A 15,848-nucleotide genomic window follows, 5' to 3' on the forward strand; every position below is an offset into this window, starting at 1 on the left:
CAATAACACAGTTCCAATAATATGTCAACTTTTTTAAAACACATGTCCGCAATTCAAACACATTAAATTGTTGATACAATCTTTTCTAATACATTTATAAATAAATTAATATCGTTTGATGTTATTGTAAGCGGAGGAATTATTCTTATGACTGTACCCCCTGTTATATTTATAAGAACTCCTTCCTTCATTGCTCTTTCCTTAATCATTAGTGCATATTCTCCGACTTCAAGTCCAAGCATCATTGAAATACCCCTTAAATCCTTTATTACTTCAGGATAGGATTTTTTAAGAGAGAATAGTTTTTTATAAAGGTAGGAAGCATTTTCTTTTATTGCTTCCGCAAAAATCGGATTTGTCAGTTTTGTAAGGACAGCAAGTCCTCCTGCGCACGCAACAGGATTACCTCCAAACGTTGAACCGTGATCACCTACGCTCAAAACATTTTCTAGATGCTTTGATACTATCACCGCTCCCAGAGGAAGCCCTCCTCCCAAAGACTTAGCAAGCAGAATCAGATCGGGTTTAATGTTGTAATTCTTGTACGCAAACATTGTTCCGCATCGCCTTAAGCCTGTTTGTATTTCATCCATAACCAGTAAAAAGTTATATTTATTCTTCAGCTTCATTAATTCCTCAACAAATTCATTAGTCAAGGGTATTACTCCGCCTTCACCTTGTACAGCTTCCAAAAATACAGCCGCTGTATCTTCATCAACCATTGAAGCAAGACTTTCAGAATCATTGAACGTGAAATAATCAACACCGCTTATTAATGGTTCAAAATCCTTGCGGTATTTTTTCTGTCCTGTGAGAGCCAGAGCCCCTGTAGTTCTTCCGTGAAAAGAATTCTTCGCTGTAAGTATTTTATTTTTTTTGTTTTCTTTTCCCCATTTACGGATAAGCTTTAGAGCTGCTTCTGTGCTTTCAGCTCCGGAATTGGTGTAAAAAACTCTTCCTTCCATTGAACTTTCTATTAGAATCCTTGCCAGCTCATCCCTGTCTGAATCATAAAAATAATTGGAAATATGGGTATAGTCCTGCATCTTATCAGTCATTGCCTTTATTACATCTCTGTCATATCCAAGGTTATTAACCGCTATTCCGGAAAAAAAATCAAGATATTTTCTGCCATCCTTCGTATAGATATAATTTCCTCTTATTTTGTCTATTTCTAAGTCCAGCCTGTTGTAGGTTTTTAATATATATCTTTCGTCATTCATGGTTAGCCTCTCAAATCATCAAGAAGTTTTGTTTTCTCCGTTGTCCCGCTATCCTTATACTTTATTACCCTTGCAGGGCTGCCTGCAACCACAGCCTCTTCCGGCACATCCTCTGTCACTACGCTTCCTGCAGCAACAACTGCACCTCTCCCAACTTTTACTCCTTCAAGAACAACTGCATTTGCACCAATCAAAACATCATCTTCAATAATAACGGGCTGCTTGCTTGGCGGCTCCAGAACTCCGGCAATAACTGATCCTGCCCCTACATGTACGTTTTTACCGATTGTTCCTCTTGCTCCGACAACTGCGTTCATATCAATCATAGTTTTTTCACCTATTACAGCGCCTATATTGATAACTGCTCCCATCATAATAACTGCATCCCGGCCTATTTCTACCATGTCTCGTATAATTGCTCCCGGCTCTATTCTTGCATTTATTTCATTTGTATCCAGAAGCGGAATAGCAGAGTTCCTTCTATCATATTCCAAATGATAATTTATTATTTGAGGATTTTCTGATAAAAGCCTCTGAGCATCTCCATATTCTCCTATACAGATGGCCATATCCCCTGACGAAAAAATTTTCATGTTATAATTATTCAAATTTATAGTAACCCCTGAAATATAAAGCTTAACAGGTGTTGATTTTTTTGCATCTTTTATATACTTTGCTATTTGGTATGGGTCTTGTAAAAACATTTTTGCCTCCATATTTAATCTGATTTTTTTATTTGCTCTTGTAAATCACCTATTCGTGTCAATAAAATTAGTTCACTTGTCATATTTATTTTTGCCATTTTAAAAAAAGTCTTCTGTGCTATAAAATCCTTTCTGTTTTAAGGAGAGCCTCGAAGCTAACTCCAAGGCTCCTCTTGCAAATATATTTTTCGAAAATGACGTATGCTTTATTTCAAGTATTTCATCCACACCGGAAAACATAACCGTATGCTCTCCCGGAATTGTGCCGGCTCTCATCGCAAGTGTATCTACATAATCTCTTCCGGTTGCCTTCATTATATCCTTGGCAATTGTTTTGGCAGTACCGCTAGGTGCATCTATTTTCTTATTATGATGCTTTTCTATAATATTTATGTCAAAGCTGTTTAGTTCAGCAGATATGCACTTAATTATTTTTCTGAGCGCATTTATACCCAATGAGGTGTTTGAGGACAAAAGCACAGGTATTTTTTCCCCTGCCCTTTTCATTTCAGATTTCTGCTCATTGGTAAATCCGGTTGTGCATATCAGCAAAGCACATTTATTTTTAACAGCATAATCTATTAAAAATTTACAATTGGAAGGGTTGGAAAAATCTATTACCACATCTGCATGTTCATTTATATCGTGACCTAAATAACCATTTCTCGGTGAAAGATGACCGATAACATTTATATTTTCATATGATTTGGCCTCTTTTACCAAAACCTTCCCCATAGCACCGTTGATACCGCATATAACTATATTCATATATCTTTACCTTCTACCTGCGCCGCTTGTTATAATAATACCGCAGCGGTTCATTTCACTAATCAGTTTTTCTTTGTTTTCTTCCGACATTCTGTAAAGAGGCTCTCTCACCTCAGAACTGCACATATTCATCAAACCCATTGCTTCTTTAATAGGAATAGGATTTGTTTCAATAAATAAGGCATTAACAAGCCCATTCATACCAACCTGAGCATCTCTCGCCTCGATAAGCCTTCCATCTTTAAAGTCATCAACCATTTTTTTAGTTTCAGACGGCATTATATTGGCAACTACTGAGATAACACCATGACCTCCCAAGGCCATCAAAGGAATAACCATATCATCGTTTCCTGAATAAACAAAGAAATCCTTAGGACAAATCCTTATAATTTCCGCAACCTGGCTTATATTTCCGCTGGCTTCCTTAATTCCAACAATATTTTTAATCTTTGAAAGTTCTAATACTGTACTTGGCTCTATATTCATTCCCGTTCTTCCTGAAACACTGTAAACAATTATGGGAAGCGCTGTATTTTCTGCAATTAATCTGTAGTGATTTATCAAACCGTTTTGAGTAGTTTTGTTGTAATACGGAGTTACTATCAATAATCCGTCAGCACCCGCCTCTTCGCAAAATTTAGCTTTTTTAATTGCTGAAGATGTGCAGTTGCTTCCTGCACCCGCAATAACAGGTATTCTCTTGTTAACTCTGTCAACAACAAATTTAATTAATTCATGATATTCATCATCGGTAAGTGTTGATGCTTCTCCTGTTGTTCCTGCCACAATAATTGATCCTGACAGTTCAACATGCATGTCAATAAGTTTTTCCAGGGTATTATAGTCAATTTTCCCATTTGAAAACGGCGTTACCAATGCCACTCCGCAGCCTCTTACAAAATCTATCATTTCTTTTCTCCTTATAAAATTATTTTTTTATAAATAATTTTCATGCCGCTTTTTAAAAAATGATAATAAAAAAAGCGACATAAGAGCAAAAGGGCTCTCAGACGCTTGCAAAAAACACTGAACCTTCTGCCCAGCACATTACAGCTCTCTTTTATAGAATTGGGAAGCATCCTATAAAAACAGTATTACATCTCTTAAACGTAAGCCCAGGGAAAACCCTTCGGCGAATCACCCTTTCAAAGTTGTTCTTTTACTATTGATCTTCGCATCCTCTGTAATATACCCATGAAAATATTTAATTTCTATACAGTATATTGCCTTATGTGAAATATGTCAATAAAAAGTTTATATATAAATAATTTATTTTCATAATAATATAAGATATTGCAATAATTGCAAAAAAACTAAGGTTGTAAAACAAAAATATGAGGATTTATGAAATAATTCCTTAAATCGGTAATAAATATGATTATTTGACATATAAATATTTAATTTCTGTTACAATGCAAATTTTTTAATGCATTTTTAAGAAAAGTATATTATAATCGACTTTGTATAGCTATTAATTATGGAAAATAATAAAATGTGAATAAACGTATTATAGAAATAAAATTACTCGTTATAGTTAATTATAAACTATGTATTGCAAATATAGGAGATGAAAAAAATGTTATGTTCAGTATGCAAAAAAAATGTAGCTGTTATATATGTTAATAAAATAATTGAAGGCAAGATGCAGACTACCGGTCTATGTATTCCATGTGCAAAAAAACAAGGACTGGCACCTATGGAACAAATCATGAGACAGGGTGGAATGAAACCTGAGGATTTTGAAAATATTAATAATCAGCTCACAGAAATTATAGGAGATATGGATTTAGAGAAATTAACACAAGATGTAGAAGGCGATGACAATGAAAATATGAATTCCATTATGAATTTAATGAATTCGGCATTTTCTGGCATTTCCAATTCAAACAATGGATTTCAACCTTCTGAAGAAGCACAAAATGAAATGGATGTTGCAAAAGGCAGCAGCACTTCCGGAGCAAAGGTAAAAGAGAAAGTTAAACGAAAAAAATTAAAATACCTTGATACTTACGGTACTAATCTGACTGAGCAGGCTAGATATGGAGAGCTGGACAGAATTGTCGGAAGAGAAAGAGAAGTAGACAGGGTTATACAGATCCTAAACAGACGCTCTAAAAATAACCCTATTTTAATAGGTGAGCCAGGAGTGGGCAAAACCAAAATAGCTGAAGGGCTTGCTGTTAGAATTTCCGAACATAAAGTTCCAATTAAGCTTTTCAACACAGAAATTTATCTTCTTGATTTAACAGCTGTTGTGGCAGGAACTCAGTTCAGAGGACAGTTTGAATCTCGTATGAAAGCAATAATTGATGAAGCCAAAAAAGCCGGCAACATAATTATAGTAATTGACGAAGTACACAACATTGTGGGTGCAGGGGAAGCTGAGGGCGGCGCCATGAATGCTGCTAATATATTGAAGCCTGCTCTTGCAAGAGGAGAGGTTCAAGTAATCGGAGCCACCACTTTGGATGAGTATCGAAAACACATAGAAAAGGACAGTGCATTAGAAAGAAGATTCCAGCCTGTAATGATAGACGAGCCTTCTATTAGCGACTCTATTGAGATTGTTAAAGGAATAAAGGATTATTATGAGCAATATCACAATGTGAAAATATCCGACGAAGTAATTGAACAGGCAGTATTAATGTCTGAAAGATACATCACAGACAGATTTTTACCTGACAAGGCTATTGATGTTATAGACGAAGCAGGTTCCAGAGCTAACCTTAAAAACAGTGGATTAGTAGAACTTGAGGCACTAAGATCAGAATTGAAATCTATAAGAGAAGAAAAAGAAGACGCTGCCGAAAATGATGATTATGAAAAAGCAGCCGAACTTAAAGTAAATGAATTAAAAGTTGAATCAAAGATTAAGGATCTTGCAATGGATTGTGAGAATGTGCAGCTTACGACTGAAGATATTGCCTATGTAATTGAAGCATGGACTAAAATTCCTGTTCAGAAAATAAATGAAGCTGAAGCTGAAAAGCTAATTAACCTTGAAAGCAGACTTCATAAAAGAGTTATTGGGCAACATCCTGCTGTATCAAGTCTCGCAAGAGCCATAAGAAGAAATCGATCAGGCTTTAGAAAAAGAAAAAAGCCTTCGTCCTTTATATTTGTAGGTCCTACAGGTGTAGGAAAAACAGAGCTTGCAAGAACTCTGGCATATGAACTGTTCGAAAATGAAGATACAATTATAAGACTTGACATGTCAGAATACATGGAGAAACACACAGTTTCTAAATTAATCGGAGCGCCTCCTGGATATGTTGGCTATGATCAAGCAGGATTTTTAACTGAAAAAATCAGACGAAAACCATATTCTGTTATATTACTTGATGAAATAGAAAAAGCACACGAAGATGTATTCAATATATTGCTTCAAATATTGGAAGACGGCAGGCTTACAGATAATCAAGGCAGAACAGTTAACTTTGAAAACACAGTTATTATAATGACTTCAAATGCCGGTACAACAATTAAAGCAAACCGAATAGGCTTTGAAAACAAAGAATATGAGGCAATGGAAGCAAAAGTAAAAGATGCTCTGAGGCAGGCTTTTAGACCTGAATTTTTAAACCGTATAGACGATATTATTGTATTCAGCGAATTATCAAAAGAAGAACTTGCCCAAATAGTTAAACTTATGTTAAAAGAAGTTATTCAAATAGGAGCAGAAAAGAAAATCCAAATAGATGTGTCTGATAAAATGAAGGATTTCATCCTAGAAAAAGGATATAATAGAAAGTATGGTGCCCGTCCTTTGAGACGAACTATTCAAAAATACATTGAGGATGAAATTTCTGAAGCATATTTAAAAGGAGAAATAACAGAAAACAGCTCTGTTTTTGTTACAATCAATGATGAAGACAAAACTGAATTAACTATTAAATAAATCATGTGGGTGATGCAGAGTGATTAAAATTGTCATAATGTATCGCCCTTTTTTTAAGGCAATATAACCCGGGACACACTAAGATGCTAAAAGTCTGCCATTCTACTTATGGCAGACTTTTTAGAAATGTATTGCTATTTGTTTAAAAATCCTAATCCAAGAACTCCCGGACCTGAGTGCGTACCTATAACCGCACCTACTTCCTGTTCAATAATATTTTTGATTTTATATTTTGACTCCAAAGTCTCTCTCAATATTTTCAACTGGTCATAATTTTGAGCATAGAATAAAAGCAAAGTTTTATCCGATAAGTCAAACTCGTTCTTTTCAATCCATTCATCAAACCACTTTATTGTTTTATTCTTACCTCTTACTTTTTCGATTACTGCTAGCTTTCCGTCCTTGATTTCAAGCATGGGCTTAATATTCAGCAGCGACCCTACTACTGCCTGCCCCTTTGAAAGCCTTCCTCCCTTTTCAAGATACTTCAGCGTATCAAGCCCAGCCACAGCAACTATCTTTTCTTTTGCTTTTTCCAACTCTTCTACTATTTCGTCAATTTGTCTACCCTGCTCAACTAATTCTATTGCTTCCAATATTAAGGCAAAAGCTCCAAGACACACGCTTTTTGAATCTATAATCCGTATGTTATCACTGCCTATCATGTTTTTTGCTATTCGCGCAGAATCATATGTTCCGCTTAATTCAGGAGCAAGAAATATTCCTAAAACCTGATCCCCTTCAAGAAGTATTTCACTGAAAGTTTCCACGAAAGTTCCGGGAGAAACCTGAGAAGTTGTAGGGAGCTTCTCGGCATTAACTAATTTTTTAAAAAACTCCGTAGAACTTAGTTCAATTTTGTCCATATATGATTCCTCTCCAAAATTTACAGTCAAAGGAACCATTTTTATATTATGTTTTTTAATAATATCCTCTGTAACATCTGAAGTACTGTCTATAACTATTCTAATACCCATGCTAACCTCACATTTTCATAATCAAATTTTTTGATAATAAAAGTATTTGAATGCAGAAACCCTAAATAATTTAGAATTTCTACTGTGCTAAAACTTGTATTTATTGTGGAAAAATATATCTATGTTGGATAAAACCTTTATTAAAAGCTCTTCTTCCTTGCTGTCAAGCTGCTGTAGAGCGCTAATAACCAAATCCTTGTGGAAATTCTCATGTGATTTGTATGCGGCAATTCCCTTATCGGTCAGTTTAATTTTAACCACTCTTCTGTCTTCTATCGACCGTTCTCTGACTACATAACCTTTCTTAATAAGGTTATCTACAGCAGTCGTAAGTGTTCCCGATGTAATTCTTAAATCCTTGGCAGTATCCGACATAGTCCTTTCCCTGCCCATGCCTATGTTATCAATGACATGCATTTCAGATATTGATAGATCTGAAAAATCACCGACTTTTAAGCATTTTTCTTCTATATCCAGAACATCTGCAAAAAGCCTAACAAGTATTTCATTCAGAGTATCATGATTGCTCATTAAACCACCTCAATTTATTTTGATAATCAAATTATATTTATTTTTAACAAATTTGTCAACAATTATTTACAAATAATATATCTCCAAAGAAAATCTTTTGCTTCCTCTGAATAATCGATATTTATTCTTTTAGTTCTGTTGACGCTAAAATCTTCGAACCCATCATCTTCCACATATATTTCGCCGCCGCACAAATCGATGCCATTATGATCCTTTGTAATTCTTAAAGCGTTACACAACTTCCCAGGTCCATTGCATAAATTTTTCAACTGTAATTTTGAAATGTCATCCATTAACCTTCCGTATCTGTTAATACACATCTGCTGTATATTTTCTACCGGTTCGGCTCCGCGCACAAGCACCGCGCTGCATACCCCTTCCCTTTCAGTAACAAAATTAAGGCAGTAATACATTCCATAAATAAAATAAACATATGTATAACCAGGTGGTCCGAACATCACTTTTGTTCTAGGAGTTACTTTTCCGCCATATCCGTGACTTGCTTTATCAATATCGGCAATATATGCTTCGGTTTCTGTTATTCTTACCTTAATAACATTGTCTTCATAACTGCGCACTATCACCTTGCCTATTAAATCTTCTGCCACCAACCGTGCATCCCTATCGTAAAAACTTCTTGGAAGCAATGTCATAGCTTAACTCTCCTGCTTTAAATTAAATAACCTATAAAAATTTTCCTTTGTTTTTTCCGCAATTAAATCTGTGCTTACTTCCCTTATACGTGCTATTTCCTCAGCAACAAATTTAACATGCTTAGGTTCATTTCTTTTTCCTCTAAACGGCTCTGGAGCAAGGTAAGGGCAGTCGGTCTCTATCAGCAGTTTGTCAAGCGGCACCTCTTTTGCCACATGCTTTGGAGTCTTTGACTTCTTGAAAGTAACCGGTCCTCCTAAAGAAATATAAAACCCCAGTTTAATAAATTCTTTTGCCATTTCAACACTGCTCGAATAACAATGAAGTATTCCTCTCGTTCCTGAATAGTGCTCTTCTTTCATAATTTTCAAAACATCTTCGTGTGCATCTCTGTCATGAACTATGTACGGCAGATCAAGCTCCTTAGCCAGTCTTATCTGCTCTCTAAACCATATTTTCTGTGTTTCTCTATCGGAATTGTCATAATAATAATCAAGACCTATTTCACCTATTCCCAATACTTTTTTATTTTCAGAAAGTCTCCTGAATGCATCCATTGTATCATCATTCATAAGCCTTGAATCATGAGGATGACACCCAACAGCTGCAAATATAAACGGATATTTATCGGCTAATCCTACTGCCGCTTTTGACGTATCTAAATCAGATCCCGGATTTAAAACAAGTTCGATTCCATTTTCATAAAGAGAGCTTATCAGAGCTTCTCTATCATGATCAAACTTTTCATCATCTAAATGGACATGACTATCAATAAATTTATTTTCCACTTTTCTTTTCCTTCTTCTTTATGTTTCTGTATTCTTTTGCTGTCTCCTTAAAAATATCAAGCTGTGAATCACCCTTATTAAATGTAAGTTCCATTGTTGTATCTCTCCCTGCAAAAACATATATTATTTTTGCCTTAACCTGATTTTTATCGTTAGGCTTTAAATAGTTAATGCCTTTAATCTCTTCCCACCTTATCAATGCTCCTCTCTTATGGATTCCTAAAGTTGAAATCATGGTCTTTTTTGTCAAAGGTATGTACAAAAACACCATAAGCAGCGGCAAAAGTACCATTGAAAAAAATCCTTCAAGATTTAAGCTGTTTGTACGTATTGCTCCGGAAATCAAAAATACAGCTAAAGCAACTACAAGTATGATTACGATAGCACTTATATTATGTCTTGTCTTATCATCCTGATCAAGGTAAAGCAACGGCTTCATATTTTCTTTTTTCTGCTTAAGAGTTTTCTTAAAATTTGAAAAAACAAAATAAACAGCAAATATAAATATTAACGGATAAATTATTTGTGTCGCGTTCATAGTATGTTTCCTTTCTGTTTAATATGCATTTAGTTTAGCATAATATTGTGCTTTATTCAATTTTTTTAGTGCATTTGATATTATATGTCTTTGTTGCAAGCATATTCAAAACATTGCTTTCACAAAATGAAAAACCCGCCTAAAGCGGGTTTCAGATTTATAAATAGCATACTTTAAAGATAAAATTAAATGCAGCTACTTTATTACAGTTTTTATAACTCTGTGGAAGTTTTTGTATGCAATCTTTTCAATTTCTTCTTTTGAAAATCCTGCTTTCCTCATTTCTTCAATAATGTTATAGCTCTTAGAAGCATCCTCAAGACCTCTTGTATACGAAGTTTCTTGTGAACTGAAGCTGTTCATTGAGCTATCATCTAAAAAGTCACAATAATCCATGCCCACACCTATATGATCGGTTCCCATAATTTCAGCCATATGAGCGACATGCCTTACAAGCATTTCTACATTTTGTTTATTCTTATCTTTATGGACAAACTGATTAAATGAATTAATGCCTACCAATCCATCAGTCTCTGCAATTTTTTTTAGCTGATCATCCGTTAAGTTTCTTGGAACATTACATAAGGCTCTGCAATTTGAATGTGAAGCGATTATAGGAGCGTCTGTCGTACTAACCACATCCCAAAACGACTTTTCATTCAAGTGAGAAACATCCATAAGCATGTTTTTTTTGTTGATTTTTTCAACAGCTTTTTTCCCAAGTTCCGAGAGTCCCCTATCCGGATTTCCCTTAACTCCGGTAGCAAGCAGATTTTCTTCATTCCAAGTTAACGATGCATGTCTTGCACCAAAATCATAGTATGAATCAATTAACTCAAGGTTGCCGCCTATACTGCTAAGCCCCTCCAGTCCAATAAATATATAAAACTTATCTTCCTCAACAGCTTTGCCTATATCTTCATAAGATTTGGCAATTATTAACTCTTTCTTGCAGAATTCTAGTTCCTTATTTATTGAGTCCATTATTTCCATAGTTCTTTTATATGGATTATCCGTATAAGGCGGATCAACCCAAATTACAAAAATACTGCCCGATATCCTTCCTTTACGTAGCTTTTTTAAATGGTACTTTCTTAAAATATCCTTTTCACCATCTAAGGTTTTTTTGGTAACATCTGACCAGATATCTGAATGGCCGTCAAAAATCATTATAAATATCTCCTTACATTAAAAAGTTTCCCAATATAATTCCCGAATACGTTCCTATAACATACCCAAAGGTTCCTACTAACATAATAGGAGCAACTAAATCGTTCCATCCTTTAGATATAGCCATTGCTGCAGCAGTTGTAGGTCCTCCAATATTCGCATTTGATGCCAACACTATTTCTTCGACGCTGAAATTGAACAATCTTCCTATTCCAAATGACACCGTCATGTTAATGATAACAATTACTCCGCAGAACAAAAGCAATAGGGGTGAATTTTGAATAATCAGCGGAATAGAAGCAGGAACTCCTATAACAACAAAGAACAAGTAAATTAAAAATGTTCCTATTTCCTGAGCGCCTTGAATATTTCCAAAGAATCCGGGCATAAAAGTTGCCAGCAGCATGGTAAGCGTAGTAATAATCAAGTATTGATTGCCCAGCATAACATTAAATAGTTTAAGCAGAAAATTAGAAGTTGGTATAATTTCCGCTAATAATTTTGATACTTCAGAAGATACAGCTACTATAATAAAACTTGTAGCCACTGCATAAGCAATATCCTTCAAAGAAATGTCCTTTCCTTTCCAAAATGCTGCTGCACTGGTTTCACCTTCAGAAGTTTCAATACTTTCAACCTTATCAATATACGGATGTCTGAAGTGTTTTCTAAATAATTTTAAAGATGGAATTGCAATCAATGCCAGAAAATACAGCGCCATCAGCATGTTATCTGCTACAATAGTTGCAGATACCATCTCTCCCGGAATTTCAAACGAATCAGCCAGAGCAACAAAGTTTACCCCTCCGCCGATATATGAGCCTGTCATCATGCCTGTTATTTCAGCAAGATACGGAACATGTTTTCCCAGCAAATAAAACCCTGCTGTTGAACCCGCAACTGTACCAATTGCTCCTATTAAAAAAATCAGCAATATTCGTCCGCTTTCTTTCCATATTTTCTTTATATTACATTGAAGAAGCAGTAGCGGAATTGCAAGAGGGACTACATAACTCCATATCACATCATATACTGATGAATCGGTTGGTATAATATTAAGGTTAGACAGAGTCATTGCTCCCACCAGTGCTATTATAGCACCCGAAACCTTTGCAGCCCATTTGTATTTTTGCTCTAAGTAAATACTGAAAGCTGCCCATCCTGTTACTATTGCCCATAGCACCCATAAGTTATCAGGACTGATAAATGAATTAGACATATAAATCCTCCTATAATTGTTTTACTGTGTTCAATATATTGAATATATTACAAGTATAGTATATTATAAAAACCATGTCAACGTTTTTTTCATTTTATTGAACTTATTTTGATTTTATGAATTGTATGTCCAAGAGGCATTTACATAGCGCTTTCTCATGCAATTACAAGCTTCGCTCTCATCCAAGCAGACTATAAAAAATATTTTATGATATAAAACAACCCCAGAATAAAAAATCTGGGGTTAATGCAAAGCTTAAAATATACTATTCAATAATTAATATTTATTCAACTCCATACGGCTTCAATTTCCACACATCTAGAAACTTGGAGGTACCATTGCCCATATGGAAACTGACTGTTCGGAACCTGGATTTATATATCTGTGTGGTATGGTACTGTCAAGATATATGCTGTCCCCTTCTTCAAGATTGTAAACTTTATCACCTGATAAAACTTGAAGATTACCCTTAATAACAACGCCGCACTCTTCGCCCTCATGGCTTATCAGGTCTTCAGAATTAGATTCATTAGGCTCAATTTCAATCCACAACATTTCTATTTGTTTTTTAAGATTAGGACTAAGCAGTTCATAAGTCCTGTCTCCATTTTTCATCATTATTTTTTTTCTTTCATTTTTTCTGACAACTTTATTAAAATCATCATATTCATCAAAGAAATAATTCATGGTCACATTCAAAGCTTTCGAAATCTTCCACAATGATGCAACTGAAGGCCCCGTAATATCTCTTTCTATCTGGCTTATTAGCCCTTTACTCAACCCGGTCATTACAGAAAGCTGCTCTATGCTGATTTTTTGTTTAAGCCTTAATGATCTTACCTTATCTCCTAATTCCATAGTACACCTCATTGTGCTGTCATATTGTATAAAAATTTGTCTAGTTATTAATTATATAACAAAGAATGCTGTTATTCAATACTTTATTACCTTTTTCTCCAGCCATGCAGCAAAAAAGTACATTATTGCAGCTATAACTCCCAGTACAAAAACCCCCATCATAACCAAGTCAAGTTTAAATGTCTGGCTTCCGTACAATATGAGATATCCGATACCTGCCTTTGAAACAAGAAACTCTCCGACAATTACCCCTATCCACGACAACCCTATATTCACTCTTATTACGCTCATAATGCTCGGTATGTTAGCGGGAATAATAACTTTTTTTAAAATTTGATATTTATTTGCTCCCATGGTTTTAAGCAATACTATTTTATCCTTCTCCACGCTTGTAAATCCTGTATACAATGTCATTGTTGTAACAACAACAGATATGGATGCAGCGGTAACCACTATACCTGAAAAACCCATTCCGGCCCACAAAATTATTATGGGTGCCAGCGCTGTCTTTGGCAGACTGTTCAGTATCACAATATAGGGATCTGTTATTTTAGCAAGCCGCTCAAACCACCATAATAAAATTGCCATTAAAAGACCTGCGATTGTTCCAACAAAAAAACCAGCGATTGTTTCCGTTGTTGACACGTATAAATGTTTAAAGAGGCTTCCATCTTCTATAAATTTAACAATAAGTTCAAAAATTGCGCTTGGAGTGCTAGTTAAAAATCTATCTACATGATTATTAACTGCTGCCCACTCCCACAAAGCAATAAAAATAACAAATATCAATATTTGCATTATCTTTATAAAACTCTTTTCTTTTTTTATTGATCTTAAATATTGCTCATGCTCCTTAGACATATTTATCGGCTCAGCCTTAATTTTCTCCCGCATCCAAATCCCTCCATATCTGTCTGAAATATTCTCCAAACTCCAAAGTATTTCTGCATTTCATCGGGGTTCTTCCTCCTTCGCATTCATCAAATTTTATTTCATAATCTTTCTTTACCCTTGCAGGCCTTTCAGTAAATACAATGACTCTGTCAGAAATACTTACAGCTTCCGGAATGTCATGCGTTACCAATACAGTAGTAATCTTTTCTTTTCTCAATATCTGTCCAACTTCATTTCCTACAGATAATCTTGTTTGATAATCTAAGGCCGAAAAAGGTTCATCCAGCAGCAGCAAATCCGGTTCTACAGCCAATGTTCGCACCAAAGCCGCCCTCTGCCTCATGCCCCCAGACAGCTGACTAGGATAATGGTTTCTAAAACTATACAATCCATAATTTTTCAGCATATTCATCACCTTATTTTTGTTTTCCTCTGTAGCCATTTTTTTTACTTCCAGTCCTAATAGACAGTTTTTATATATATTCCTCCATTCATAGAGCTGATCTTTTTGAAACATAAAACCTATACTGTCGGTATTTACCTTTATTTGACCCGCAGATGGTTCTTCCAGACCTGCAATTAAATTCAATACAGTTGATTTTCCTGACCCTGACGGGCCTACAATAGACACAATTTCTCCCTTTTTTACTCTTAAAGACAAATCTTCTAAAGCTTTTGTTTCATTATTTATTGTATGAAATCTTTTAGAGATATTTTTTAATTCGCATATATACTCCATTTTCTACCTCCGCCAGTTGTAAAAGCTATCTACATTATGTTATTCAAAACTGCTGATTTAGTTAATGGATATTTATTTTAAAAATTAACTATACTTTAGAAAATATGTATTATAAAGGAAGTAATAACAAAATTAAAAATCATCATAATAAAATAAAAGGCAAATACTCATTTGTCCAAGCCTTACAAAAAACATTATTTCAATAAAGGTGGTGAGAAAATGGCTATTATAACAAAGCTTGTAAATAAACTAAAAATGAAAAACACAACTCAAACAAACCCGGGAAATGTATATATACCAAACGATTTTGAGGTAGAAGAAAGAAAAAAAGATGTTGACGAAAATCAGAAGTGACAATCTTTCTTTACAGTTTATTTTGGTTTTTTCTTATTGAAAGCATATCTAATAATAAAAAAAGAACCAGGAATAACCTAGCTCAAACACTGAACAATCAAATATAATAAATAGAGGGGGAATTTTTACATGTCCATTATATATACAAGCCATAGTGTCTTACAATGTTGTTTTTATTAAATATTTGTAATTAATTTTATTTTTCTTAAAAATAGTGTCAAAACTTAATAAAAAACATAATATATGCTAGAAGTTAGCTTTAGCTAAATTTATTATTTTAATGCAAATCTGACAGAGGTGATATAATATGAAAGTTTTGACTCATGCAAATATAGGAGAAGTCGTAAAAGTTAAAAAAAACGATGCTCAAAATTTACTAAAGGAAAGATTACTAGCTTTAGGAGTTACTAATGGGGCAAATATAGAAGTATTAAGGAAAGGTCCAAAAAACAATTTAACAGTATTTAGAATTCGTGGGGCAATGATCGCACTTAGAAAAGAAGAATCAAGCCTTATAGAAATTATGTAAGGGG

17 protein-coding genes and 1 riboswitch are annotated in these 15,848 nt (G+C 34.6%); of the genes, 3 read left to right on the top strand and 14 right to left on the bottom strand.

Annotated elements, in window-relative coordinates:
- Positions 1-62: 62 nt before the first annotated feature.
- The 4 genes from ACS3UD_RS11265 to dapA all read right to left on the bottom strand — a co-directional run bounded on the left by ACS3UD_RS11265 (position 63) and on the right by dapA (position 3,604).
- A complete protein-coding gene (locus tag ACS3UD_RS11265; protein ID WP_308139526.1) occupies positions 63-1,223 on the bottom strand; it encodes an aspartate aminotransferase family protein in 1,161 nt (386 codons plus the stop codon).
- Positions 1,224-1,225: 2 nt separating this feature from the next.
- Positions 1,226-1,927 (bottom strand): 2,3,4,5-tetrahydropyridine-2,6-dicarboxylate N-acetyltransferase, encoded by a 702-nt coding sequence (gene dapD / locus ACS3UD_RS11270; RefSeq protein ID WP_308139525.1) that lies wholly within the window; start codon positions 1,925-1,927, stop codon positions 1,226-1,228.
- A 99-nt stretch (positions 1,928-2,026) separates the two neighbouring features.
- On the bottom strand, positions 2,027-2,695 hold the full coding sequence (locus ACS3UD_RS11275; protein WP_308139524.1) for a 4-hydroxy-tetrahydrodipicolinate reductase: 669 nt from the start codon (positions 2,693-2,695) through the stop codon (positions 2,027-2,029).
- Positions 2,696-2,701: 6 nt separating this feature from the next.
- On the bottom strand, positions 2,702-3,604 hold the full coding sequence (gene dapA, locus ACS3UD_RS11280; RefSeq protein WP_308139523.1) for a 4-hydroxy-tetrahydrodipicolinate synthase: 903 nt from the start codon (positions 3,602-3,604) through the stop codon (positions 2,702-2,704).
- 133 nt (positions 3,605-3,737) lie between these two features.
- Positions 3,738-3,887: riboswitch (Lysine riboswitch) on the bottom strand.
- Positions 3,888-4,262: 375 nt separating this feature from the next.
- Here dapA and ACS3UD_RS11285 point away from each other — a divergent pair.
- Complete coding sequence (locus ACS3UD_RS11285; protein WP_308139522.1) at positions 4,263-6,593, top strand: ATP-dependent Clp protease ATP-binding subunit; 2,331 nt, start codon at positions 4,263-4,265, stop codon at positions 6,591-6,593.
- Between the two features lie 134 nt (positions 6,594-6,727).
- Here ACS3UD_RS11285 and ACS3UD_RS11290 read toward each other — a convergent pair whose 3' ends face one another.
- The 10 genes from ACS3UD_RS11290 to ACS3UD_RS11335 all read right to left on the bottom strand — a co-directional run bounded on the left by ACS3UD_RS11290 (position 6,728) and on the right by ACS3UD_RS11335 (position 14,961).
- Positions 6,728-7,570, bottom strand: a complete 843-nt coding sequence (locus ACS3UD_RS11290) for a DegV family protein (protein ID WP_308139521.1) — start codon at positions 7,568-7,570, stop codon at positions 6,728-6,730.
- Positions 7,571-7,657: 87 nt separating this feature from the next.
- Positions 7,658-8,101, bottom strand: coding sequence for a MarR family winged helix-turn-helix transcriptional regulator (locus tag ACS3UD_RS11295; RefSeq protein ID WP_308139520.1), 444 nt, complete (start codon positions 8,099-8,101; stop codon positions 7,658-7,660).
- Positions 8,102-8,163: 62 nt separating this feature from the next.
- Positions 8,164-8,754 carry a DNA-3-methyladenine glycosylase gene (locus ACS3UD_RS11300; RefSeq protein ID WP_308139519.1) on the bottom strand — a complete coding sequence of 197 codons (591 nt, stop codon included), beginning with the start codon at positions 8,752-8,754 and terminating at the stop codon, positions 8,164-8,166.
- Positions 8,755-8,757: 3 nt separating this feature from the next.
- On the bottom strand, positions 8,758-9,543 hold the full coding sequence (locus ACS3UD_RS11305) for a TatD family hydrolase (protein WP_308139518.1): 786 nt from the start codon (positions 9,541-9,543) through the stop codon (positions 8,758-8,760).
- Entirely contained in the window at positions 9,533-10,081 is a 549-nt protein-coding gene (locus ACS3UD_RS11310) for a hypothetical protein (RefSeq protein ID WP_308139517.1), read from the bottom strand. The genes ACS3UD_RS11305 and ACS3UD_RS11310 overlap by 11 nt, the downstream gene beginning before the upstream one ends.
- A gap of 195 nt (positions 10,082-10,276) precedes the next feature.
- Complete coding sequence (locus ACS3UD_RS11315) at positions 10,277-11,251, bottom strand: dipeptidase (RefSeq protein WP_308139516.1); 975 nt, start codon at positions 11,249-11,251, stop codon at positions 10,277-10,279.
- A gap of 13 nt (positions 11,252-11,264) precedes the next feature.
- Positions 11,265-12,470, bottom strand: a complete 1,206-nt coding sequence (locus ACS3UD_RS11320; protein ID WP_308139515.1) for a DUF819 family protein — start codon at positions 12,468-12,470, stop codon at positions 11,265-11,267.
- Between the two features lie 318 nt (positions 12,471-12,788).
- Positions 12,789-13,328, bottom strand: a complete 540-nt coding sequence (locus ACS3UD_RS11325; protein WP_213925747.1) for a cupin domain-containing protein — start codon at positions 13,326-13,328, stop codon at positions 12,789-12,791.
- 75 nt (positions 13,329-13,403) lie between these two features.
- Positions 13,404-14,222 carry an ABC transporter permease gene (locus ACS3UD_RS11330; protein ID WP_308139514.1) on the bottom strand — a complete coding sequence of 273 codons (819 nt, stop codon included), beginning with the start codon at positions 14,220-14,222 and terminating at the stop codon, positions 13,404-13,406.
- Positions 14,206-14,961, bottom strand: a complete 756-nt coding sequence (locus ACS3UD_RS11335) for an ABC transporter ATP-binding protein (protein ID WP_308139513.1) — start codon at positions 14,959-14,961, stop codon at positions 14,206-14,208. The genes ACS3UD_RS11330 and ACS3UD_RS11335 overlap by 17 nt, the downstream gene beginning before the upstream one ends.
- Positions 14,962-15,180: 219 nt before the next feature.
- Between ACS3UD_RS11335 and ACS3UD_RS11340 the strand changes: the two genes are divergently transcribed.
- Together ACS3UD_RS11340 and ACS3UD_RS11345 are read left to right on the top strand one after the other, a co-directional pair.
- Positions 15,181-15,315, top strand: coding sequence for a DUF3787 domain-containing protein (locus ACS3UD_RS11340; RefSeq protein ID WP_213925744.1), 135 nt, complete (start codon positions 15,181-15,183; stop codon positions 15,313-15,315).
- A gap of 307 nt (positions 15,316-15,622) precedes the next feature.
- A complete protein-coding gene (locus ACS3UD_RS11345; RefSeq protein WP_308139512.1) occupies positions 15,623-15,844 on the top strand; it encodes a FeoA family protein in 222 nt (73 codons plus the stop codon).
- Positions 15,845-15,848: the final 4 nt, after the last annotated feature.

Source organism: Sedimentibacter sp. LTW-03 (assembly GCF_052059825.1).
GTDB lineage: Bacteria > Bacillota > Clostridia > Tissierellales > Sedimentibacteraceae > Sedimentibacter.

Bases quoted from the DNA above. Each gene is read 5' to 3' on its own strand.
- ACS3UD_RS11285 (WP_308139522.1), top strand. From the start codon at position 4,263: ATGAAAAAAATGTTATGTTCAGTATGCAAAAAAAATGTAGCTGTTATA.
- ACS3UD_RS11335 (WP_308139513.1), bottom strand. From the start codon at position 14,961: ATGGAGTATATATGCGAATTAAAAAATATCTCTAAAAGATTTCATACA.
- ACS3UD_RS11315 (WP_308139516.1), bottom strand. From the start codon at position 11,251: ATGATTTTTGACGGCCATTCAGATATCTGGTCAGATGTTACCAAAAAA.
- ACS3UD_RS11275 (WP_308139524.1), bottom strand. From the start codon at position 2,695: ATGAATATAGTTATATGCGGTATCAACGGTGCTATGGGGAAGGTTTTG.
- ACS3UD_RS11310 (WP_308139517.1), bottom strand. From the start codon at position 10,081: ATGAACGCGACACAAATAATTTATCCGTTAATATTTATATTTGCTGTT.
- ACS3UD_RS11290 (WP_308139521.1), bottom strand. From the start codon at position 7,570: ATGGGTATTAGAATAGTTATAGACAGTACTTCAGATGTTACAGAGGAT.
- ACS3UD_RS11265 (WP_308139526.1), bottom strand. From the start codon at position 1,223: ATGAATGACGAAAGATATATATTAAAAACCTACAACAGGCTGGACTTA.
- ACS3UD_RS11330 (WP_308139514.1), bottom strand. From the start codon at position 14,222: ATGCGGGAGAAAATTAAGGCTGAGCCGATAAATATGTCTAAGGAGCAT.
- ACS3UD_RS11300 (WP_308139519.1), bottom strand. From the start codon at position 8,754: ATGACATTGCTTCCAAGAAGTTTTTACGATAGGGATGCACGGTTGGTG.
- ACS3UD_RS11320 (WP_308139515.1), bottom strand. From the start codon at position 12,470: ATGTCTAATTCATTTATCAGTCCTGATAACTTATGGGTGCTATGGGCA.
- ACS3UD_RS11345 (WP_308139512.1), top strand. From the start codon at position 15,623: ATGAAAGTTTTGACTCATGCAAATATAGGAGAAGTCGTAAAAGTTAAA.
- ACS3UD_RS11325 (WP_213925747.1), bottom strand. From the start codon at position 13,328: ATGGAATTAGGAGATAAGGTAAGATCATTAAGGCTTAAACAAAAAATC.
- dapD (WP_308139525.1), bottom strand. From the start codon at position 1,927: ATGTTTTTACAAGACCCATACCAAATAGCAAAGTATATAAAAGATGCA.
- ACS3UD_RS11340 (WP_213925744.1), top strand. From the start codon at position 15,181: ATGGCTATTATAACAAAGCTTGTAAATAAACTAAAAATGAAAAACACA.
- ACS3UD_RS11295 (WP_308139520.1), bottom strand. From the start codon at position 8,101: ATGAGCAATCATGATACTCTGAATGAAATACTTGTTAGGCTTTTTGCA.
- dapA (WP_308139523.1), bottom strand. From the start codon at position 3,604: ATGATAGATTTTGTAAGAGGCTGCGGAGTGGCATTGGTAACGCCGTTT.